Raw genomic sequence first — 20,945 nt, 5'->3', positions numbered from 1 at the left:
CGGCTGGGTGAAGAGCGATCGTCTCTTCGAGCGCTACGGGCTCCGGCAAGTGCTGATAGTCGGGGCTGCCGCTGTCAGGCCAGCGTGTACGAGCATCGTCCGGTGCTGTCATGACCATCACCTTTCGCCATTCGGCATCTTGCGTCTACAGTCGGCGCCGCATCGGGCAGGGGGCGAACGTTGGCGGCCGGGGTACTAGCTGGTGAGGCGCTCCACGGCGGCGTCGATCCGCTCGTCGGTGGCGGTGAGCGCCAGCCGGACGTGCCGGCTCCCGGCCGGACCGTAGAAGCTGCCGGGTGCGGCCACGATGCCCAGCCCGGCGAGCCAGTCGATCGTCGCCCAGCAGTCCTCGTCGCGGGTGACCCAGAGGTACAGGCCGGCCTCGGAGTGGTCGATCCGGGCACCAGCGGCCCGCACGGCCGGGGCCAGCCGGTCCCGGCGGGACCGGTAGCGCTCCCGCTGGGCGTCCACGTGGCCGTCGTCGGCCAGCGCGGCGGCCATCGCCGCCTGCACCGGCGTGGGCACCAGCAGACCGAGGTGGCGGCGCACCTCCCACACCCGGCGGACCAGCGCCGGGTCACCGGACAGCAGGCCGGCGCGGTAGCCGGCGGCGGTCGACTGCTTGGACAGCGAGTGGACGGCCAGCAGACCGGTGTGGTCCGGCCCGGCGACGTCGGGGTGCAGCACCGACCTGGGCCGGACGCCGTCCCAGCCCAGCTCGACGTAGCACTCGTCGGCCACCACGGGCACGCCGTGCGTGCGGCCCCAGGCCGCCCAGGCGCGCAGCTCGTCGTCGGTCAGCACCCGGCCGTGCGGGTTGCCCGGCGAGTTCAGCCAGACCAGAACAGCATCGCCGGGGTCGGCCGGCGGGGTGTCGGTGCGCAGCACCTGCAGTCCCGCGACCACCGCCCCCACCTCATAGGTCGGGTAGGCGACCTCGGGGATCAGCACCGTCCCGGTGCCGGAGAGCCCCAGCAGCGTCGGCAGCAGCGCGACGAGCTCCTTGGAGCCCACCGTGGGGATCACCGAGGGCACGGCCCCCAGCGGGTCGGCCAACTGGACGCCGAGCCGGCGGGAGAGCCAGCCGGCCGCCGCCCGCCGCGCGTCCACGGTGCCCAACGCCGTCGGGTACCCGGGAGCGTCTGCGGCCGCGGCCAGCGCCTCCCCCAGCAGGGTCGGGGTCGGGTCCACCGGCGTGCCGATCGACAGGTCGACCGCCCCACCGGGGTGCTCAGCGGCGCGGGCGCGGGCGGGGCCCAGCGAGTCCCAGGGGAAGTCCGGCAGCCGGACCGCGCTCACTCGCCCTGGGGCGGGAGCGCGGCCACCAGCGGGTGGTCCTTGTCGATCTTGCCGGTCTTGGCGGCACCACCGGGGCTGCCCAGGTCGGAGAAGAACTCCACGTTGGCGTTGTAGAAGTCCTTCCACTTGTCCGGGACGTCGTCCTCGTAGTAGATGGCCTCCACCGGGCAGACCGGCTCGCAGGCGCCGCAGTCCACGCACTCGTCGGGGTGGATGTAGAGCATCCGGTCGCCCTCGTAGATGCAGTCCACCGGACACTCGTCGATGCACGCCTTGTCGAGGACGTCGACACAGGCCTGGGTGATGACGTAGGTCACGGGGTTCCTCCGGGACGTGCGGGGCGGTGAGCTCCCTGGCAGGCCAGGGACTGCGGTGGATCATGTCCAGTATCACCCGAGGCCTGCCCGCTCAGCGCGACGGGTGGGCCGCCGACGCGCCGCCGGACCGCGCCACCCGATCGGGGGGTGACCTGGTGCACACCCTCCAGGACCGTCCCGTCCCGCCGATGGAGTGGTGTGTCAGAGGTCCGGACGTCCGGTGCAGGTGCGCCGGCAGACGAGCGCCCACCCTCTCCGTACGACGCCGTCGCCGCCCTCGAACAGCTCCTGCTCCGGCTGCAGCGCAGCTCCGGCGCCAGCCGGGTCGCCGTCTGGGTGCACGAGGCCAGCACCGGCGTCGCCGTCCCCTTCCGCCAGGTCCGCTCCGGTGGACCGGTCGGCCAGGTGCCGCCCAGCGAACGGGTGCCGCTGTCCCTGCAGCGTTCACCGGTGCTCTCCGCGGTGATCGGCGAGCGCCGCACCCTGAACATGACCCTCGACGACGCCCCGCGGTCGCTCGCCGACGAGGCAGGCCGGTACGGCGTCCGCTCCGCCCACGGCGAACCGCTCCTGGTGGGCGACGAGGTCGTCGGTGCCCTCGTCATCGAGCCGGCCGCGGCGGCCTCGGCGTCGCAGCTGCGGCACGCCACCCCGCGGCTGGCGGTGGCCCTGCAGGCGGCCTGGACGCGCCGGTCGGAGCAGCGTCGGCTGGCCCAGGCCGAGGTGCTGCTCGGCCTGATCGAGAGCGCGGCCCTCGCCCGGTCGATGGACCAGCTCCTCGGCTCGGCCTGCGAGCAGCTCGCCGCGCTGGGCGAGGTCCACCGCGCCTGCGTCTTCCTCCTGGAGGACGGCGTCCTGGTGCCGCGGATGGCCAGCTACGCCGACGGCCGGCGCGACGTCGGCTCCTGGACGCAGTTCCGCCAGGCACCGGAGCCGCTCCGGCTGGCCGACGAGGTGCTGCGCACCGGTCGCCCGATGTCCGCCGACCGGGACTCCGACCTGCTGGCCGGCTGGTGGGTCGACGCGTTCGGCATCGCCTCGGGGCTGGCCGTGCCCCTGGGCCGCAGCCCCCAGCTGTCCGGCGTGCTGACCCTGGACAGCCCTTCCATCCAGCCCTTCTCCGAGGACGTCCGCCGGCTCGCCTCGGCCGCCGGCGCACACCTGGGTGGGGTCATCGAGCAGGCGCGCGCCACCGAGGCCCGCGCCGCGTCGCTCAGCACCGCCCGCGCCGTCCGCCAGCTGCTCGTCGACGGGGCGTCGGCGACCGGGGTGGCCGAGGCCGCCGAGGTGCTGGCCACCGTGGTGCGGGGACTGGCCGGCACCGAGCGCAGCGCCGCCTACCTGCTCGACGACGCCGGCCGGCTGGGCGAGGTCCGCCACGTCGGGTGGCCCGAGCAGAACATCCAGGTGATCCGCGACCGGCTGGTCGGCCAGGACGTCAGCGACGTCCGGTTGTGGCAGCTGACCGTCCGCGACCGGCGCCCGGTCTTCGTCCCCGACGCCGTCGCCAGCGACCTGCTGGACCCAAAGCTGGTGCAGGCGCTGGGTCTCACCTCCTACCTCAGCGTGCCGCTGCTGTCCGGCGACCGGCTGCTCGGCATGGTCGTCACCGGCTCCTCCAGCGGGGCCGGCGAGTGGTCCCCGGCGCAGCGCCAGGCCGTCCAGCAGGTGGTCCTCGAAGGTGCCCTGGTCGTGCAGAACGCCGAGCTGCGGGCGGTGGAGCAGCTGCGCGTCCAGCAGCTGGCGCTCGAGGCGCACAACGACCCGCTCACCGGACTGGCCAACCGACGGCGCTTCACCGAGGAGCTGGAGCGCACCGTCTACGCGACGCCGGGCCGGTCCTGTGCGGTGCTGATGATCGACCTGGACCGCTTCAAGGAGGTCAACGACAGCTTCGGGCACAGCGTCGGCGACGAACTGCTCCGCCTGGTCGGCCCCCGCCTCGAGCAACCACTGGGGCCGGCGGACCTGCTGGCCCGGATGGGGGGCGACGAGTTCGCCGTCCTGCTGCCCGACGCCGACGCCGCCCGGGCCCAGGAGGTCGCCGACCGGCTCGGCGCCGCCCTGCGCGAGGCCTTCGTGCTCGACGGCATGTCACTGCACGTCGACGCCAGCATCGGCATCGCGGTGTGCCCCGACCACGGCCGGGACCGCTCGCTGCTGCTCGCCCGCGCCGACACCGCCATGTACTCGGCCAAGCGGGCCCGGGACGGCTCCCAGGTCTGGACGCCGGACGGCGCCACGGACCCCCGCGACCGGCTGCAGACCCTCGAGGAGCTGCGCGGCGCACTGGACTCCGACCAGCTCGTGCCGCACTACCAGCCCCAACTGGACCTGCGCAGCGGCCAGGTCACCGGCGTGGAGGCGCTGGTGCGCTGGGAGCACCCCGAGCGTGGCCTGCTCGCCCCGGACGCCTTCCTCGGGCTCGCCGAGCAGGCTGGCCTGATGCGCCGGCTCGCACTGCGGGTGCTGGAGCGCTCCCTCCGCGACCTGCAGGGCTGGCGCGCCGCCGGTCACGACCTGTCGGTGGCGGTGAACCTGTCGGTGTCCAACCTCGCCGACGTCGCCCTGCCCGACCAGGTCGCCATGCTGCTGGAGGCGACCGAGGTGCCCGCCGCCGCGCTCACCCTGGAGATCACCGAGGACGTGCTGATGGCCGACGCGGCGCGCAGCTCCCAGGTGCTCGCCGGGCTGCGGGCCCTCGGCGTCCGGCTCTCGATCGACGACTACGGCACCGGCTACTCGTCCCTGACGTACCTGCGCGCCCTGCCGGTGCACGAGCTGAAGCTGGACCGGAGCTTCGTCGGCCAGCTCACCTCCGACGTCCGGGCCGCGGCCATCGTGCGGAGCACGCTCCAGCTGGGCCGGGACCTGGGGATGACGATCGTGGTGGAGGGCGTCGAGGACGCCGCCGCGCTGGCCGCACTGCGGCAGTGGGGGTGCGACGTCGCCCAGGGCTACCACGTGGCCCGGCCGATGGCGGCCGAGCACCTCCTCGACTGGCTCGCCGAGCGGCTGCCGACCCCGGTGACGGCCCCGCCCACCTGAGACCGCAGGATCGACCCCATGGGACAGCGGCGCTCACCCCTGGGGGTACCGGAGCTGGAGCTGCTGGCCGCCCGTGGCTGGCAGGCGCTGGCGGAGGAGCGGTTGGGCGACTGGCTGCTGCGCGCCGGTGGCGGCTTCACCGGGCGGGCCAACTCGGCGCTGGTCGTCGGTGACCCCGGGCTGCCGCTGCCGGAGGCGGTCGCCGCCGTCACCCGCTGGTACGACGACCGAGGGCTCCGGCCGTCCGCCCAACTGCCCGGCGTGCAGTCCCGGCGCGCCGACGCGGCCTTCGACGCGGCCGGATGGACCCGGGACGAGGACGTGCTGGTGCTCACCGCACCGGTCGGCCGGCCGGCCGAGCCCGCCGTCCCGGTCGACCTCTCCCCCACGCCGGACGACGCCTGGCTGGCCGGCTACCGGCACCGGGGGGCGGCGCTGCCGCCGGTCGCCCGCCAGGTGCTCACCTCCGCCGCGGACGCCGTCTTCGCCTCGGTGCGGCTCGCCCCGGCCCCGGCCCCGCTGGCGGCGGTCGCCCGGGGTGCACTGTCCGACGGCTGGCTGGGGGTCACCGCGGTCACCGTGGCCGAGGAGCACCGGCGTCGCGGGCTGGCCACCGCCGTGATGGCCGCGCTGGGGCGGTGGGCGGCCGAACGGGGCGCGCACTCGGTCTACCTGCAGGTCACCGCGGGGAACGCCCCAGCCCGGGCGCTCTACCGGCAGGCGGGGTTCATCGAGCACCACCGCTACCACTACCGGCACCGGCCGGCCTGACCGGCGCAGCGCCCAGCGCCCGGCCGACGGCGAAGGCGGCAGCGACCACGCCGACCAGCAGGAACCCGAGCGTGATCGCCTGCGTGGCGGCGCCGCCGCCGGGGAGCAGCAGGTCGCCCTCCGGCCGGCGCATCGTGCCGGTCAGCGCGACGGCCAACCAGACCACCGCGGGCAGGACGGCGACCAGCCGCGAGCCCGACAGCCGGCGGGCCGCGTCGACCAGCAGCAGGTTGCCGACCACGGCCACGAGCAGGGAGATCGGCACCGGCACCCCGCCGACCCGCCAGGGCAGCCAGAACACCTCGACCAGCGCGAGCCAGGCGGACACGACCACCGCCACGACCGACCAGCCCAGCAGCCGGAGCAGCCTCACCCCGGCAGCCCGGCGAACAGGTCGTCCTCCCAGCCCTGCGGGCTCGACCCGGCCGGGCCCCGCTCCCCGCGGACGAGCCGGTAGTGCTCGGTGGCCAGCACCTCCTGGCCCAGGTTGTTCGACAGTGCGAAGAACGGGCCGTCCACGGTCATCTGGGTCGGGTGGGCGCGCATCGCGGCCTCCTTGCGCGCGGCGTGGGCGCGCGCGTCGACCTCGGTGGTGACGACGTCGTCGGCGACGGCGAACGGCACCTCGTCCAGGTCGCCCAGCGCGGCGAACGGCGACTCCTCCCCCAGGGCGGCCATCGCTTTGATCCCCCGCTGCACCACCGAGCGGGGCATGGCGTTCCAGTAGACCTTCGCGACCTGCCAGGCCGGCCCGAGGTCGGCCCGGTAGCCCGGGTCGGCGGCCGCCTCCACCGCGCCCATCGCGACCCGGTGCGCCTGGATGTGGTCGGGGTGCCCGTAGCCGCCGTCCTCGTCGTAGGTGACCAACACCTGCGGGCGCACCTCACGGACGACGGCGACCGCGTGCGCGACCGCCTCGTCCAGGTCGGCCCGCCAGAAGGCGCGGGGCGCGTCGTTGGCCGCCGTCCCCATCATCCCGGAGTCGCGGTACCGGCCCGCCCCGCCGAGGAACCGCCAGTCGGTGACGCCGAGGGCAGCCATCGCCGCGGCCAGCTCACCGATCCGGTAGCCACCGAGCTGGTCGGCCTGGTCGGCGGCCAGCTGGGCGAGCTCGGGCACCAGCACCTCCCCCTCCTCCCCCAGCGTGCAGGTGAGCAGGGTGACGTGCACCCCCTCGGCGACGTACCGGGCCATCGTGGCCCCGTTGTTGATCGTCTCGTCGTCGGGATGGGCGTGCACGAGCATCAGCCGGCGTGGAGCAGTCACGGGTGTCATCTTCCCGGAGGGCCCGCCCGCCCCGACACGGCCCGCCCAGCAGTGATCAGGTGACCTGATCACTGGCTGTCCCCCCGCACCAGCGTTGGTGCGGGGGGACAGTCAGTGCTGCGGGAGGACGGCAGCTGGCCGCGGTGTGATCTCCCCGGACCGCGACCTCACAACACGGCCTTGACCTCGGCGTAGTGGCAGGCGTTGAGGTGGCCGGCGCCGCGGTCCTCGAGCTTCGGGTCGACGGTCAGGCACAGCTCGCGCTGGCCGTCGGTGAGCTCGTTGGCGAACTTCTGACAGCGGGTGCGGAACCGGCACCCCGAGGGCGGGTTGGCCGGGCTCGGGACGTCGCCGGTGATGATGATCCGCTGCCGGGCGCGCTCGCGGCGCGGGTCGGGCAGCGGGATCGCCGACAGCAGCGCCTGCGTGTACGGGTGCGCCGGGCGGTTGAACAGCTCCTCCTGGTCGGCGATCTCGATGATCCGCCCCAGGTACATGACCGCGACCCGGTCGGAGATGTGCCGGACCACCGACAGGTCGTGGGCGATGAACAGGTAGCTCAGCCCCAGGCTGCTCTTCAGGTCCTCGAGCAGGTTGATGACGCCGGCCTGGATCGAGACGTCCAGCGCCGACACCGGCTCGTCGAGGACCAGCACCTTGGGCTGCAGGGCCAGCGCACGGGCAATCCCGATGCGCTGCCGCTGCCCGCCGGAGAACTCGGCCGGGTACCGGTTGGTGTGCTCCGGGTTCAGCCCGACGGTCTCCACCAGCTCCTTCACCCGGGAGCGCAGGTCGGCCTCGTCCTTGGTGAGCCCGTGGATGATCATGGGCTCGGCGACGATGTCGAAGACCGGCAGCCGCGGGTTCAGCGAGGCGTAGGGGTCCTGGAAGACCAGCTGGATGTCCCGGCGCAGCGGGCGCATCTGCTTGCGGTTGAGCCCGACGATCTCCCGGCCCTCGAAGACCACCGAACCGCCGGTCGCCGGCTGGAGGTTGAGGATGGCGCGCCCGGTCGTGGACTTGCCGCACCCGGACTCACCGACCAGGCCGAGCACCTCACCGGGGTAGAGGTCCAGGTCGACGCCGTCGACGGCACGCACGGCGCCGACGGTCCGCTTGATCAGGCCACCGCCCTTGATCGGGAAGTGCTTCTCCAGGCCGCGCACCGACAGGATCGGCTCGCCGCGGTCGGGCGCGCCGTCGGCAGGCCGCTGGGTGGTGGGGGCGGTCATGCCCGGTCTCCGTTCGTGGGGCGTGGCGGGGCGCTGACGACGCTCTGGGTGCCGGCGTCGCTCAGACCCGCCCGGGGCGCGGTCTGGTCGCCGGGCGGGACGGCGGGACCGTCGTCGTCCAGGTCGCTCTGGGCGTCGGCGACTCCGGCCGGGGCGGGTACGCCCGCCATGGTGGCGTCGGCGGCGGACTCGCTGAAGATGTCGGCGGCCCGCCCGTGGGCGGCGGCGACCTGCTCGGTGCGGATGCAGGCGGCGGTGTGACCGGGGCCGACCTGGAAGCGCTCGGGCTCGGCCTCGTCGCACTCGGCGATGTGCAGCGGGCAGCGCGGCGCGAACGGGCAGCCTGGTGGCATGTTCACCACGGAGGGCGGCGCACCCTGGATCGGGGTGAGCCGCTCACGGGTCGAGGAGTCCAGTCGCGGCAGCGAGCCGAGGAGGCCGAGCGTGTACGGCATCCGGGGCTCGTAGTAGATGTCCTCGACGCTGCCGATCTCCACCGGCCGCCCGGCGTACATGACCAGCACGCGGTCGGCGATCCCGGCCACGACACCCAGGTCGTGGGTGATCATGACCATCGCGGCGCCGGTCTCCTGGAGGGCGGTCTGCAGCACCTCGAGGATCTGCGCCTGGACGGTGACGTCGAGAGCCGTGGTCGGCTCGTCGGCGATGATCACCTCGGGCTGGTTGGCCATGGCGATCGCGATGACCACCCGCTGGCGCATGCCGCCGGAGAACTCGTGCGGGTAGGCGTCCACGCGGTCGCCGGCGTTGGGGATGCCGACCAACTCCAGCAGCTCGACCGCCCGTGCCTCCGCGGCCTTGGACGACAGCGACTTGTCGTGGATGCGCAGCGTCTCCTCGATCTGCACGCCGACCTTGTAGACCGGGTCCAGCGACGTCATCGGGTCCTGGAAGATCATCGAGACGCCCTTGCCGCGGATCCGCGACATGCTGCGGTCGCTCTGCCCGAGCAGCTCCTGACCGCGGTACTTGATCGAGCCGGTGACCCGGGCGGAGCCGGGCAGCAGCCCCATCACCGTCAGCGACGTCACCGACTTGCCGGAGCCGGACTCGCCGACGATGCCGAGCACCTCACCGGAGCGCAGCGCGTAGTCGACGCCGCGGACGGCGTGGACCAGGCCGTCCTCGGTGGGGAACCGGACGTTGAGGTCGGTGACCTCCAGCAGCGGCGCGTTCGGGTCGAAGCCGGGGAGGCTGGTGGTCCGGCCCTGGTTCATGGTGCCCGTGGAGGTGGCACCGGACGTGGTGGGGCCCGTGGTCCCGATCGTGGACATGGAGCTCCTCAGGCCCGCACGCGGCGGTTGCTCGGGTCGAAGGCATCGCGGATCCCGTCGCCGATCAGGTTGATCGACAGCACGATGATCAGCAGGGTGATGCCGGGGAAGTAGAAGAGCCAGGGGCGGGTGCTCGCCGCCTGGACACCGTCGGACACCAGCCGCCCCAGCGAGGTCTGGTTGGCGCCGTTGACGCCGAAGCCCAGGTAGGTCAGCGAGGCCTCGAGGATGATCGCCGTGGCGGCGGCCAGCGTCGTCCAGACGATCAGCGACCCCAGCGCGTTGGGGATCAGGTGCTTGAAGATGATCCGCACGTTCGAGGCGCCCATCGCGTGCGCGGCCTCCACGTACTCCTTCTCGCGCAGGGAGAGGAACTGGCTGCGGACGATCCGGGCGAGGTCGAGCCAGCCGAACAGCCCCAGGATGATCCCGACGCCCAGCGGGGTGCGGGAGCCCGGGAAGTTGCTGGCCACGACGATCAGCACGACCAGCAGCGGCACGGTGAGGATCAGGTCGACCAGCCGCATCAGGACGCTGTCCACCCACTTGCCGAAGTACCCGGCCAGCGCCCCGACCAGCAGGCCGAGCGGGAGCGCGATCGCCACGAAGAGCAGGACGATGAACAGCGAGCGCTGGACCCCGGTCATGATCCCGGCCATCAGGTCACGGCCGATCGCATCGCTGCCCAGCAGGTAGCCCGCGGTGCCCGGGGGCACCGACTGGAAGTCCCTGTCCTGGTCGGCGTAGTCGACACCGGTGACCAGCGGGCCGAGGAATCCGAAGGCCAGCAGCAGCAGGAAGATGACCAGCCCGGTCATGCCCACCTTGTTGCGCAGGAAGCGGCCGAAGATCTGCTGGCGCTGGCTGCGCGCCTTGACGGTGAACTCGCGCTCGACCCCGCCGCCCTCGGGGGTGCCGGGTGTCGCCGGGACCACGGGTCCGGTGGTGGTCTGAGTGGTGGCCATGGGCTCGTTCCTTCTCGCGGGGCCGGGTCAGGACAGCCGGATGCGCGGGTCGAGCACCGCGTACAGGAGGTCGGCGACCAGGTTGAAGACGACGATGAAGACGGCGCTGACCAGCAGCCAGCCCAGCACCACGTTGATGTCCTCCTGGCGGATGCCGTTGCTGATCAGGTACTCGCCCATGCCGTGCCAGACGAAGACCGTCTCGGTGATGACCGCGCCGCCGAACAGCGTGCCGATGCCCAGCGCGACCACTGTGGTCAGCGGGATCAGCGCGTTGCGCAGCCCGTGCTTGACCACGGTGCGGCGGTAGGTGAGCCCCTTGGCCCGGGCCAGGCGGATGTAGTCCGACCCCAGCACGTCCAGCATGGCCGCCCGCTGGAACCGGCTCCACGCGGCGAAGGACAGCGCGGCCAGGCTGACCGTGGGCAGCACCAGGTGCCCGAGCCGGTCGGACCAGAGTTCCCAGCCGGAGGCGTACAGCGACAACCCCGGGGTCTCCTCACCGATCGTGTACAGGAGCTGTTGCCCGAACAGGTCGTTGACGCCGCCGGCGACGTACTCCTTGAGCAGCGCGGCGAACCAGAAGGTCGGCAGGGCGATGAGGATGTACGCGATGAAGGTGAAGGTGTAGTCCGACGCCTTGTACTGCCGCACCGCGCCGATGACCCCCACGATGATCGCCAGCAGGATGGCGATCACGATGGCCCCGATGATCATCCGGCCGGTCACCAGCAGCCGCGGCCAGAGCTGGTCGACGACCGGTGTGCCGTTGATCGTCTCGCCGAAGTCGCCGGTGACCGCCCCGGAGAGCCAGCGCCAGTACCGGACGAAGAAGTTGTCGTTCAGGCCCAGCGTCTCGCGGAGGTTGTTGAAGAACGACTCCGGCGGCCGGGGGTTCTGCGTGTAGTACCTCTCCAGCGGGTCGAAGCTCGCCGCGCACAGCGCGAACACCAGGAACGAGCTGACCAGCAACACGAGGACCGACGCGAGCAGACGCCGGATCGTGAAGAAGAACATGTGGTGACCTTACGCCGAGAGCGGAAGCCGTCCGGTCGAACGACCAGTTCAGCGTGCCTTCACCGGACCCGCGCAGGTCGTGCTGGGTCCGGACGCACCGCGACCCCCGGGAACGGTCTCCCCGGGGGCCACGGCAGCCGGTGGCCGGCGCCGCCGAGGGCGGCGCCGGTCCGGGTGGTGCGGTCGTGCTCAGGTGGAGCTCAGCCGTGCTGCGTCGTGCTCAGCCGTACTGGGTGACGCTGCAGGTCACTCGATCGTCCAGGTCTCCGAGTTCCACAGCGGACCGGCCTCGGTGGGGTTGTCCTGCACACCCTCGATCGAGGACTGGTACGCGATGAAGGTCGGCTTCTGGTAGAGCGGGATGGTGGCCATCTGCTCCCAGAGGAGGGCGTCGATCTGGTTGCCCAGCTCGGCCTGCCGCTCACGGTCCGGCTCGGTGGCCAGCTCCGCGAAGAGCGCGTCGATCTCGGGGTTGCCGATCCGGCTGTAGTTCTGCTGGATGTTGTCACCCTGCGGGGACCCGTAGATCGACTGTGTCGAGCTGACGAACGGGTTGCCGACCCAGGCGAAGAGCGCCGCCTGGAAGCCGCCGCCCTCCAGGGAGGTCGGCTGCTCGGCACCGGCGAAGATGTCCGGGTTGGCGTTGAACGACGCGTTGATCCCGGCCTCGGCCAGCTGCGGGATCATGACCTCGATCGTGGTCTGCCGCAGCGGGTTGTTCTCCGTGGTGTCGATCTGGATGTTCAGCGGCCCGCGCTCGGGGTGGGTGTAGAACCCGTCCGGCCCGGCGGTGTACCCGGCCTGCTCCAGCAGCTGGCGGGCCATCTCGACGTTCTGGCTCTTGACCTCGTCCGGCGCGGTGTCCTCGTACTCCGGCTGGGTGTTCAGCCAGATCCGGTTGTTGAGCACCTGCGCGTCGGACGAGAACTGCCCGACGGTCTGGTCCACGATCTCCTCGCGGTCCAGGGCCATCGCGAACGCCTGGCGCACCAGCGGGTCCGCGAGGTGCGGGTCCTGGGTGTTGAGGTCGACGTGCTCGAAGGTGAGACCGAAGTTGATCTCGCTCTCGACGTTCGGCTCGAGGGCCTGGACCTGCTCGACGAGGTCGAGCTGCGGCTGCGGGTAGATGACCCCGAGCTCACCGGACGAGAGGCCCTGGACGGCGGTCGTCGGGTCGTTGCCGATGTTCTGGATGATCAGCTGCTCGAGGTTCGGCCCGTCGCCCCACCACTCCGGGTTGGGGGTCAGCACGATGACCTGCGCGCCGGCGTCGACGTTCGACACCTGCCACGGACCACCGGAGATGTTCTCCGGGAGGCCCTCCGCGATCGGCCATCCCGCCGTGATCGTCTCGCACACCGCAGCCGCGTCCTCGGCGTCCATGAGGTGGGCCGGCAGGATGTTCTCGAAGAGGCCCTGCCAGTCGGCGTACGGGGTCTCGTAGGTGACGACGACGGTGTTCTCGTCCTCGCCCGCCTCGACCGAGGAGATCAGCTCGTAGCCGGTGGTCGACAGGACCGCGGGGCAGCCGTCGTCGGCCGGGTCACCGCTGCGGTTGGCCCGCCAGGTGAACTCGAAGTCGTCGGCGGTGATCGGCGTGCCGTCGCTCCAGACCGCGTCCGGGTTGATCTCGTAGGTGTTCACCTGCTGACCGTCGGTCTCCTCGAGGGCCGGCTCGCTGGTGAACAGCTCGTCGTTGTACTCGACGGTGAAGTCGGGCTGGACCTGGTAGGCCGAGGGCAGCACCTTGATGAGGACGTTGGCCACCGAGGTGGCGTTGCCCGCGGCGATGTTGGGGTAGAGGTTCTCCGGGAAGTCGGTGGACTCGCCGAAGACGACGCGACCCGAGCCGCCGCTGGCCTCGCCGCCGCCCTCGCCGTCGTCGCTGCCACCACCACACGCCGAGAGCGCCATCGCACCGGTGAGCCCGGTCGCGATGAGCATGGAAGTGCGCTTGCTCAACTTCACGTTCGCTTGCCTCCTCGACCCGCAGGAGCGGGGGGAACGATCAGGTCTGACCGACCGGGGATCGCCCGGCGGACTGGGCACCTACATGAACACGCACTGTCATCCAGCTGTCGGGACGCTTTCGGACGAGCGCAACGGCCAGACCCTAGGCAGAGCTGGAAGAGGCCGTCCACGGCCGTCATCATTTTGTGACCTGTGCGAACGACCATCGCTGAGGACCTGGAACATCGTGGCAATACGGCGCCCTCCGCCGCAGTCTTTCCGGCCGTCCTCGGTGCATCCCGGACAACGTGATCATGGTGCTGTTCTGCCGTGGTCACGCAGCGTGCGCGCCGCTGCCGACGGCCCCACCCGGGGCCGGAGGGTCACCCGCGGGCGAGGAGGTCGCGGACGGCGGGGAGCAGCGGGCGGTCGGCCGGGATCCAGGCCAGGCCCTCCAGCTCGTCGGGCCCCAGCCAGCGCAGCTCGCTGTGCTCGTGGGCGACCAGCTCACCTGCGATGATCCGACCCCCGTACAGGCGCAGGGTCGAGGCCCCCGGCACGCCGCCGGCGACCACGCCGTCCAGCGGCACCTCCCCGAGGAACGCCTCGGGTGCGATCCCGACACCGAGCTCCTCCCGGCACTCCCGGACCAGCGCCGACACCTCGGACTCCCCCGGCTCGACCTTGCCGCCGGGGAACTCCCACAGCCCGGCCAGCGGCCCCGAGCCCCGCTGGGCGACCAGCACCCGCTGCCGGTCGTCGACCAGTGCGGCACCGACGACCTGGGTGACCTCCTGCGCCCGGCGGGCTGCCGCCGCTGCGTAGGCGTCCAGGTGCGCCTGCATCGCCCGCGCGACCCGGCGCCGCGGCACCAGCCGACCCAGCCACCCCGGCAGCGCGGCCTCCGCGTCGACCTGCTCCTCGACGAGCGTGCCGGCCGCGGTGGCGGTGAAGGAACGGGTGTGGACCAGGGTCCGCCAGCCGCGGCCGGGCGCCACCACGTGCACGTCGCGCCAGGGCCGCTCGGAGACGACCTCCTGCAACGGGTGCGGCCACGGCCGCCCCAGGGACCGGGCGACGTCGAAGGCGACGGTCAGGGGCGCCTCCACCAAGGTGGTGAACCGCAGCTGGAACACGGGGAGCAGCGTCGCAGACACGGCAGGATGGACGTCGTGCGCATCTCCGCCCGGGTCGACTACGCAGTCCGCGCCGCCGTCGAACTGGCTGCCGTGGCACCCGACTCGCTGACCTCCGAGCGGATCGCCCAGGCACAGGGCATCCCGGCCCGCTTCCTGCAGGCCATCCTCGGTGACCTCCAGCACGCCCGGCTGGTGACCAGCCAGCGCGGCCGGGAGGGCGGCTACCGGCTGGCGATGCCGCCGTCGGAGATCTCCGTCGCCCGGGTCATGCGGGTGGAGCAGGGCTTCCTCGCCGAGGTGCACGGGCAGCGCCCCGAGGACGTCGAGTACCCGGGCGCCGCCGGGCCGCTCGCCTCGGTGTGGGTGGCGGCCCGGGAGTCCTACCGCCGGGTGCTGGAGAACGTGACCCTGGCCGACGTCGTCGCCGGCACCATGCCGCCGCACGTGGCCGAGATGATCGAGCTGGACAGTGCGTGGCGTTCCTTCGGCGTCCCGGCCGCGGACTGACCGCGAGTGCGGACGGGAACACGAGTCGGCTGGGTGTGGCACGATCGAGCCGTGACGGACTGCGGCGCGCTCCTCGTGGAGCGCCTGCACGTCGACCTGGCGCGGGTCTCCAGCGCCGCGTGTCGCGCCGCGCGCTGACCACGGCCCGCTCCCCCGCAGCCTCCCTGCTGCACCCACACCCGGCCGCGTCGCGCACGCTCGGCGTGCCGGCGCAGAGGAGAACGACTGACGTGTCGACCCCCACCCGCAGCAGCAACCGCCCCGTCCGCGGACAGGGTCAGTGGGCCCTGGGCTACCGCGAGCCGCTGAACCCGAACGAGCGGATGAAGAAGGACTCCGACGGGTTGGACGTACGCCAGCGGATCCTGGACATCTACGCGCACACCGGTTTCGACGGCATCGACCCCGGCGACCTGCGCGGGCGGATGCGCTGGATGGGGCTGTACACCCAGCGGGCCCAGGGCATCCCCGGCGGCAAGACCGCCGTGCTGGAGGCCGAGGAGCTCGAGGACTCCTACTTCATGATGCGGGCCCGCATCGACGGCGGTGCGCTGACCAGTGAGGCGCTGCGCGTCCTCGGCGGGATCAGCACCGAGTTCGGCCGGGACGTCGCCGACGTCACCGACCGCCAGAACGTCCAGTACCACTGGATCCGGATCGAGGACGTGCCGGAGATCTGGCGGCGGCTCGAGTCGGTCGGCCTGAGCACGATGGAGGCCTGCGGGGACGTCCCGCGCGTGATGCTGAACTGCCCGATGGCGGGGATCCTCGCCGACGAGGTGATCGATGCCTCCGAGGTGCTGGCCGAGACGGTCGCGAAGTACCTGGGCGACCCGGCGTTCAGCAACCTGCCGCGCAAGTGGAAGACGTCGATGTCCGGCTGCGTCGACCACTGCACCGAGCCCGAGATCGACGACGTCTCCTTCGTCGGCGTGGTGAACGAGGCCGGCGAGGCCGGTTACGACCTGTGGGTCGGCGGCGGTCTGTCCACCAACCCGATGTTCGCCAAGCGGATCGGCGTCTTCGTCCGCCCCGACCAGGTCACCGACGTCTGGGCCGGCTGCACCTCGATCTTCCGCGACTACGGTTACCGCCGGTCCCGCAACCACGCCCGGATCAAGTTCCTGATGGCCGACTGGGGCCCGGAGAAGTTCCGCCAGGTGCTGCAGGACGAGTACCTGCACGCCGAGCTGCCCGACGGCCCGGCCCCGGCCCCGGCGAAGCACGACCAGCGCGACCACGTCGGGGTCAGCAAGCAGAAGGACGGCACCAACGCGCTGGGCTTCGCGCTGCGCACCGGCCGGATCAGCGGCACGCTGCTCACCCGGATCGCCGACCTCGCCGAGGAGTACGGCACCCAGGGCGGGCGCATCCGGACCACGACCCAGCAGAAGCTGGTCATCCTCGACGTCCCCGACGCCCGCGTCGAGGACCTGGTCGCCGCGCTGGCCGAGCACGACCTGCTGGTGCGCCCGAGCGCCTTCCGGCGCGGCACCATGGCCTGCACCGGGCTGGAGTTCTGCAAGCTCGCGATCGTCGAGACCAAGCAGCACGCCCAGGAGCTCTACGCCGAGCTGGAGCGCCGGCTGCCGGAGTTCGACGAACCGATCGGGATCAACGTCAACGGCTGCCCGAACAGCTGCGCCCGGTTCCAGACGGCCGACATCGGCTTCAAGGGCATGATCGTCCGCAACGCCGCAGGTGAGAGCGTCGAGGGCTTCCAGGTCCACCTGGGCGGCCACCTCGGTGTCGACGCCTCGTTCGGCCGGAAGTTCCGCGGCCACAAGATCACCAAGGAGGAGACCGCGGACTACTGCGAGCGGGTGCTCCGCGGCTACCTCGACCGCCGCGAGCCCGGCGAGCGGTTCGCCGCCTACGTGGCGCGGGCCGACGACGAGTGGCTGGTGTGACAGACAGCACGTCCGGAAGGACGCGACAGCTGCCACCGTTCCACTGTCCGTACTGCGGCGAAGAAGACCTCACCCCGCACGGTGACGACGCGACCGGCTGGCACTGCGGTGCCTGCCTGCGGACCTTCACCCTGCGCCTGACCGGAACGGGGGTGCAGCACCCATGACGATCGCGATCACCACGCCGACGCCGGAGCTCGCGGCCGAGGCCGATGCGCGCTTCGAGGGCATCAGCGACCCGGTCGAGCAGGCGCTGGCCGTGCTCACCTGGGCCGGCGAGACGTTCGGCGACTCCTTCGCCATCACCTCCTCGATGGCCGACGGGCTGCTGGCGCACCTGGCCAGCCGCGCCGTCCCGGGCGTGAACGTCGTCTTCCTCGACACCGGCTACCACTTCGCCGAGACGATCGGCACCCGCGACTGGATCACCGGCGTCCTGCCGATCACCCTGCACAACGTCCAGCCGCTGCTGACCGTTGCCGAGCAGGACGCCGAGCACGGGCCGAAGCTCTTCGAGCGCGACCCCGATCTCTGCTGCTCGATGCGCAAGGTGCAGCCGCTGGCGCAGGCGCTGGCCGGCTTCACCGCCTGGGGGTCGGGCGTGCGCCGCGACGAGTCGGCCACCCGGACGGGCACCCGGGTCGTCGACTGGGACGCCAAGCGCGGCATGGTCAAGGTCAACCCGTTGGCCGCCTGGACCCAGGACGACGTCGACCGCTACGTCGCCGAGCACCAGGTGCCGGTCAACCCGTTGTCGGAGATCGGCTACGCCTCGATCGGCTGCGCGCCCTGCACCCGCCCGGTCGCCCCGGGCGAGGACCCGCGCGCCGGCCGCTGGGCCGGCAAGAACAAGGTCGAGTGCGGGCTGCACACCTGATCCTGTCGGACCCGGCGAGCACACTGCCGACATGGCCCGCCGCATCCTGCTGAACCCTGACGAGCTCTCCGACGCCCTGGAGGAGCTGCCCGAGTGGGCGGGGGACGTCCACGGCATCCACCGCCGGGTGAAGGGGATCGACTTCCGCAGCGCAGCCCGGTGCGTGACAGCCCTGGCCGACGTCGCCGAGGAGCTGGACCACCACCCCGACGTCGAGATCAGCTACGGCAACCTCACCGTCCACCTGATCACCCACTCGGTGGACGGCGTCACCGAGCTCGACGTCGAGTTCGCCCGCCGAGCCGATGTGCACCTCGACGACGCGGGCGAGACCGCGTAGGGCGTGACGCACCAGGAGCCCGGCCGCTGTACGGCCGGGCTCCTGCGTCAGCTGGTCAGCTGCCGATCCGACCGCCGTCGGTCCGGAAGACGACCGCCACGCTGGGCCGGGGGAACGGCCGCTCGGCCAACCGGTCCGGCCAGGTGCTGGACGGCGACTCACGCGTCGACCCGGTCGTCTCGCCGGGGTGCTGCACCGACACGAAGACCGAGCGGGAGTCCGGGGTGATCAGCGGCCCGCTGCACTCCGCACCGATCGGCACCGTGAGGAACGCCTTGAGGTGACCGCGCTCCGGTCCGGCCGTCGGTACGGCGAAGAGCCCGTCGTTGGTCCCGGCGTAGGTGCCGACCTCCCGGTTCCGGGTGGAGAGCACGTTCCCGTCGGTGGAGATCCACAGGTTGCCGGACAGGTCGAACTCCAGGTTGTCCGGACAGGACAGGGCACTGACCTGGCTCTTGTCGTAGCCGGCGAAGTACGTCCCGGGGGTCTCCGGGTCACCGGCCACGATGAACACCCGCCAGTAGAAGTCGTCCCCGGCGATCCCGTCGGTCTCCAGCCACTCCAGGACGTGGCCGTTCCGGTTGCCGGCCCGCTCCTCGTAGGTGCCGTCCTCGAGGTCGAAGGCGAAGGACCGGGACACCGGGTTGGGCTCGTCGGCGACCTCACGCTGGGAGTTGTTGGTCAGCGCCGCGTAGACCCGGCCGTTGACCGGGTTGACCTGGATGTCCTCGGGCCGGTCCATCCGGGTCGGCAGCTGGGACGGGTCGAGGACCACCGGGGCGGCCGGGTCGGGGAAGTCGCCGTTGGCGTCCAGCTCCTTGCCCAGCCGGTCGGCGGCCAGCCGGGTGAAGGTGAGCACCCAGGGCACGGACTTGCCCGGGATCATCGACTGCCCGTCCTTCACCAGCGGGAGCCACTGGCCGGTTCCGTCGAACTCACCGTCGGCGGGCAGCGTCGCGAGTCCGTCGATCTGCTCGGGCGGCGAGTCGCCGGTGAAGCGCGCGACGTAGAGGTCGCCCTCCTCGAGGAGGGTCATGTTGTGCGCCCGCGACGCTCGGTCGATGCCGGGCCGGTAGCGCGCCTTGGACACGAACTTGTAGATGTAGTCGAACCGCTCGTCGTCGCCGGAGTACGCGACCACCCGCCCGTCCTCGGCGATCTGGACGTTGGCCCCCTCGTGCTTGAACCGACCGAGGGCAGTGCGCTTCTTCGGGGTGGACGTGGGGTCGTACGGGTCGAGCTCCACGACGTAGCCGAAGCGGTTCGGCTCGTTGGGCTCCTGGGTGAGGTCGAAGCGAGGGTCGATCTCGTCCCAGCGGCGGCCGGGGAGCTCGTCGGTGGAGATGCCGTAACGGGACAACCGGGGCTCCCGCGGGTCCTCCGTGATGACCGTCGACGTCCCGAAGTACTGGTTGAAGTTCTCCTCACCGTGCAGGGTCGTGCCCCACGGGGTCATCCCGCCGGCGCAGTTGTTCAGCGTCCCGAGGACGTGCCGGCCCGCCGGGTCGGCAGTGGTCTGCACGTACTCCGAACCGGCCACCGGGCCGGTCAGCTCGAAAGTCGTCACCGCCGTGATGCGGCGGTTGCGCTTCCCCCTCCGGTCGGGCTGCCAGTTGCCCGAGTTGCCCTCCCGGCGGAGCTCCACCACCGAGATCCCGTGGGCCATCATCGCGATGCGCTTCTGCGCCTCGGTGGTGGGCGCCTCCTCGTCGGCCACGCCGGCGAACATCAGCTGCTCGTCGGTGTACTCGTGGTTGACCACCAGCAGCGCCCGCCGCCCCTTCCGGTCCAGCGGCAGCAGCCCGATGTAGTCGCAGTTGTAGCCGAACTGCATGGCCTGGGCCTCCGGCGTCTGGGCGTCGACGTCGAAGTCCGGGGCGTCCGGGAGCACCGGGTCGCCCCAGCGCATCACCACGCCGTAGGTGTAGCCGGTGGCGGTGACCAGTTCGTCGAGGAGGTTCTGCTCGACCGGCTCGAACGTGAGCGGCGCGTTGGGCGCCGGCCGCCAGTTCAGCAGGTCCGTCTCATGGGCCCGTGCCGGGGCGGCCTGCAGCGGACCGGCCGCCACGACCAGGGCTCCGGCCCCGGCTGCCTTCAGCATGGTCCGCCGGCTGAACGCGCCCTCGACGACCTCGCCGATGGTCGGGTTGTCCGTCTTGTTCGGCACGGGGGCGTCGCAGGCGTTGCCGCACTTGTAGTAGCACGTCGTGTGGCTGCGGCTGCCGTGCCGGACGGAGTTCAGCAGCGGGAGCAGCAGACGACGGCGGGCGGGGACGATGTCCGTCATGGGAGGGGTCCTCTGGTCGGGTGGACGGTCCGACCCGGACGCTAGGAAGGGCGGCCCACCCAGCCGGTGAACGGCAGCAGAAGCGAGGGTGACCGGTGGGGGCCCCGGCGACGACCGGGCGTGTCGCGCCGAGGCACTCCCGCCGGCGACCCGAGGTGGCCGCCGATCAGCGCGTCGGACCACAGCGACCGTCCGGCCGGCTCCGGGTCGACGTGGGCCGCAGCGGCCTGGGAGTCCAGCGGCCAGAGCGCAGCAGGAGCCCGGCCGCCGTGTGCGGCCGGGCCCCTGCGTCAGCCGGTCAGCTGCCGATCCGACCGCCGTCGGTCCGGAAGACGACCGCCACGCTGGGCCGGGGGAACGGCCGCTCGGCCAACCGGTCCGGCCAGGTGCTGGACGGTGCCTCCCGGGTCGATCCGGGGGTCTCGCCGGGGTGCTGCACCGCGACGAACACGGAGCGGACGTCCGGGGTGATCAGCGGCCCGCTGCACTCCGCACCGATCGGCACCGTCAGGAACGCCTTGAGGTGCCCGCGCTCGGGCCCGGCCGTCGGCACGGCGAAGAGCCCGTCGTTCGTCCCGGCGTACGTGCCGACCTCCCGGTTCCTCGTGGAGAGCACGGTCCCGTCGGTGGAGATCCACAGGTTGCCGGCCGGGTCGAACTCCAGGTTGTCCGGGCAGGACAGGGCACTGACCTGCGTCTTGTCGTAGCCGGCGAAGTACGTCCCC

The 20,945-nt window shown here is 72.2% G+C and carries 19 protein-coding genes; 7 read left to right on the top strand and 12 right to left on the bottom strand.

Features of this window, described 5'->3' with window-relative positions:
* Positions 1-195: 195 nt before the first annotated feature.
* Together dapC and fdxA are read right to left on the bottom strand one after the other, a co-directional pair.
* Positions 196-1,299 carry a succinyldiaminopimelate transaminase gene (gene dapC, locus IN07_RS16610; protein ID WP_036337473.1) on the bottom strand — a complete coding sequence of 368 codons (1,104 nt, stop codon included), beginning with the start codon at positions 1,297-1,299 and terminating at the stop codon, positions 196-198.
* A complete protein-coding gene (gene fdxA / locus IN07_RS16605) occupies positions 1,296-1,616 on the bottom strand; it encodes a ferredoxin (RefSeq protein ID WP_036337472.1) in 321 nt (106 codons plus the stop codon). The genes dapC and fdxA overlap by 4 nt, the downstream gene beginning before the upstream one ends.
* Positions 1,617-1,814: 198 nt before the next feature.
* Here fdxA and IN07_RS24110 point away from each other — a divergent pair, with 198 nt between their 5' ends.
* The gene (locus IN07_RS24110) at positions 1,815-4,664 is read left to right on the top strand and encodes a bifunctional diguanylate cyclase/phosphodiesterase (RefSeq protein ID WP_052091378.1); all 2,850 of its coding nucleotides are present in this window, start codon (positions 1,815-1,817) and stop codon (positions 4,662-4,664) included.
* Between the two features lie 18 nt (positions 4,665-4,682).
* Complete coding sequence (locus tag IN07_RS16595) at positions 4,683-5,435, top strand: GNAT family N-acetyltransferase (protein ID WP_036337470.1); 753 nt, start codon at positions 4,683-4,685, stop codon at positions 5,433-5,435.
* Here IN07_RS16595 and IN07_RS16590 read toward each other — a convergent pair.
* The 8 genes from IN07_RS16590 to IN07_RS25875 all read right to left on the bottom strand — a co-directional run bounded on the left by IN07_RS16590 (position 5,392) and on the right by IN07_RS25875 (position 14,296).
* On the bottom strand, positions 5,392-5,808 hold the full coding sequence (locus tag IN07_RS16590) for a hypothetical protein (protein WP_036337468.1): 417 nt from the start codon (positions 5,806-5,808) through the stop codon (positions 5,392-5,394). The genes IN07_RS16595 and IN07_RS16590 overlap by 44 nt on opposite strands.
* Positions 5,805-6,710, bottom strand: coding sequence for an N-acetyl-1-D-myo-inositol-2-amino-2-deoxy-alpha-D-glucopyranoside deacetylase (mshB, locus tag IN07_RS16585; RefSeq protein ID WP_036337467.1), 906 nt, complete (start codon positions 6,708-6,710; stop codon positions 5,805-5,807). Before mshB ends, IN07_RS16590 begins: the two co-directional genes overlap by 4 nt.
* A 158-nt stretch (positions 6,711-6,868) precedes the next feature.
* Positions 6,869-7,933, bottom strand: a complete 1,065-nt coding sequence (locus tag IN07_RS16580; protein WP_052091377.1) for an ABC transporter ATP-binding protein — start codon at positions 7,931-7,933, stop codon at positions 6,869-6,871.
* Positions 7,930-9,228, bottom strand: a complete 1,299-nt coding sequence (locus tag IN07_RS16575) for an ABC transporter ATP-binding protein (RefSeq protein ID WP_036337466.1) — start codon at positions 9,226-9,228, stop codon at positions 7,930-7,932. The genes IN07_RS16580 and IN07_RS16575 overlap by 4 nt, the downstream gene beginning before the upstream one ends.
* A gap of 8 nt (positions 9,229-9,236) precedes the next feature.
* The gene (locus IN07_RS16570) at positions 9,237-10,193 is read right to left on the bottom strand and encodes an ABC transporter permease (protein WP_052091376.1); all 957 of its coding nucleotides are present in this window, start codon (positions 10,191-10,193) and stop codon (positions 9,237-9,239) included.
* Between the two features lie 27 nt (positions 10,194-10,220).
* Positions 10,221-11,210 carry an ABC transporter permease gene (locus tag IN07_RS16565; protein WP_036337464.1) on the bottom strand — a complete coding sequence of 330 codons (990 nt, stop codon included), beginning with the start codon at positions 11,208-11,210 and terminating at the stop codon, positions 10,221-10,223.
* Between the two features lie 246 nt (positions 11,211-11,456).
* Positions 11,457-13,178 carry an ABC transporter family substrate-binding protein gene (locus tag IN07_RS16560; RefSeq protein WP_156119242.1) on the bottom strand — a complete coding sequence of 574 codons (1,722 nt, stop codon included), beginning with the start codon at positions 13,176-13,178 and terminating at the stop codon, positions 11,457-11,459.
* Between the two features lie 365 nt (positions 13,179-13,543).
* Positions 13,544-14,296, bottom strand: coding sequence for a (deoxy)nucleoside triphosphate pyrophosphohydrolase (locus IN07_RS25875; RefSeq protein ID WP_197058515.1), 753 nt, complete (start codon positions 14,294-14,296; stop codon positions 13,544-13,546).
* A 27-nt stretch (positions 14,297-14,323) separates the two neighbouring features.
* Between IN07_RS25875 and IN07_RS16550 the strand changes: the two genes are divergently transcribed.
* The 5 genes from IN07_RS16550 to IN07_RS16535 all read left to right on the top strand — a co-directional run bounded on the left by IN07_RS16550 (position 14,324) and on the right by IN07_RS16535 (position 17,933).
* A complete protein-coding gene (locus IN07_RS16550; RefSeq protein ID WP_231558426.1) occupies positions 14,324-14,806 on the top strand; it encodes an RrF2 family transcriptional regulator in 483 nt (160 codons plus the stop codon).
* Between the two features lie 6 nt (positions 14,807-14,812).
* The gene (locus IN07_RS26970; protein WP_407937438.1) at positions 14,813-14,944 is read left to right on the top strand and encodes a putative leader peptide; all 132 of its coding nucleotides are present in this window, start codon (positions 14,813-14,815) and stop codon (positions 14,942-14,944) included.
* Positions 14,945-15,036: 92 nt separating this feature from the next.
* Positions 15,037-16,716, top strand: a complete 1,680-nt coding sequence (locus IN07_RS16545) for a nitrite/sulfite reductase (RefSeq protein WP_036337462.1) — start codon at positions 15,037-15,039, stop codon at positions 16,714-16,716.
* Positions 16,717-16,879: 163 nt separating this feature from the next.
* On the top strand, positions 16,880-17,593 hold the full coding sequence (locus tag IN07_RS16540) for a phosphoadenylyl-sulfate reductase (protein ID WP_036337460.1): 714 nt from the start codon (positions 16,880-16,882) through the stop codon (positions 17,591-17,593).
* A 31-nt stretch (positions 17,594-17,624) separates the two neighbouring features.
* Positions 17,625-17,933, top strand: a complete 309-nt coding sequence (locus tag IN07_RS16535) for a 4a-hydroxytetrahydrobiopterin dehydratase (protein WP_036337459.1) — start codon at positions 17,625-17,627, stop codon at positions 17,931-17,933.
* A gap of 55 nt (positions 17,934-17,988) precedes the next feature.
* Here IN07_RS16535 and IN07_RS16530 read toward each other — a convergent pair whose 3' ends face one another.
* Positions 17,989-20,220 (bottom strand): PhoX family protein, encoded by a 2,232-nt coding sequence (locus tag IN07_RS16530; protein ID WP_036337457.1) that lies wholly within the window; start codon positions 20,218-20,220, stop codon positions 17,989-17,991.
* Positions 20,221-20,518: 298 nt separating this feature from the next.
* The coding region (locus IN07_RS16525) for an alkaline phosphatase PhoX (RefSeq protein WP_036337456.1) at positions 20,519-20,945 on the bottom strand (427 nt) is incomplete at its 5' end.

This window comes from Modestobacter caceresii, assembly GCF_000761485.1.
Lineage (GTDB): Bacteria > Actinomycetota > Actinomycetes > Mycobacteriales > Geodermatophilaceae > Modestobacter > Modestobacter caceresii.
Note: the sequence above shows the minus strand (reverse complement) of the source record. Positions and strands in the feature narration are given on the sequence as shown.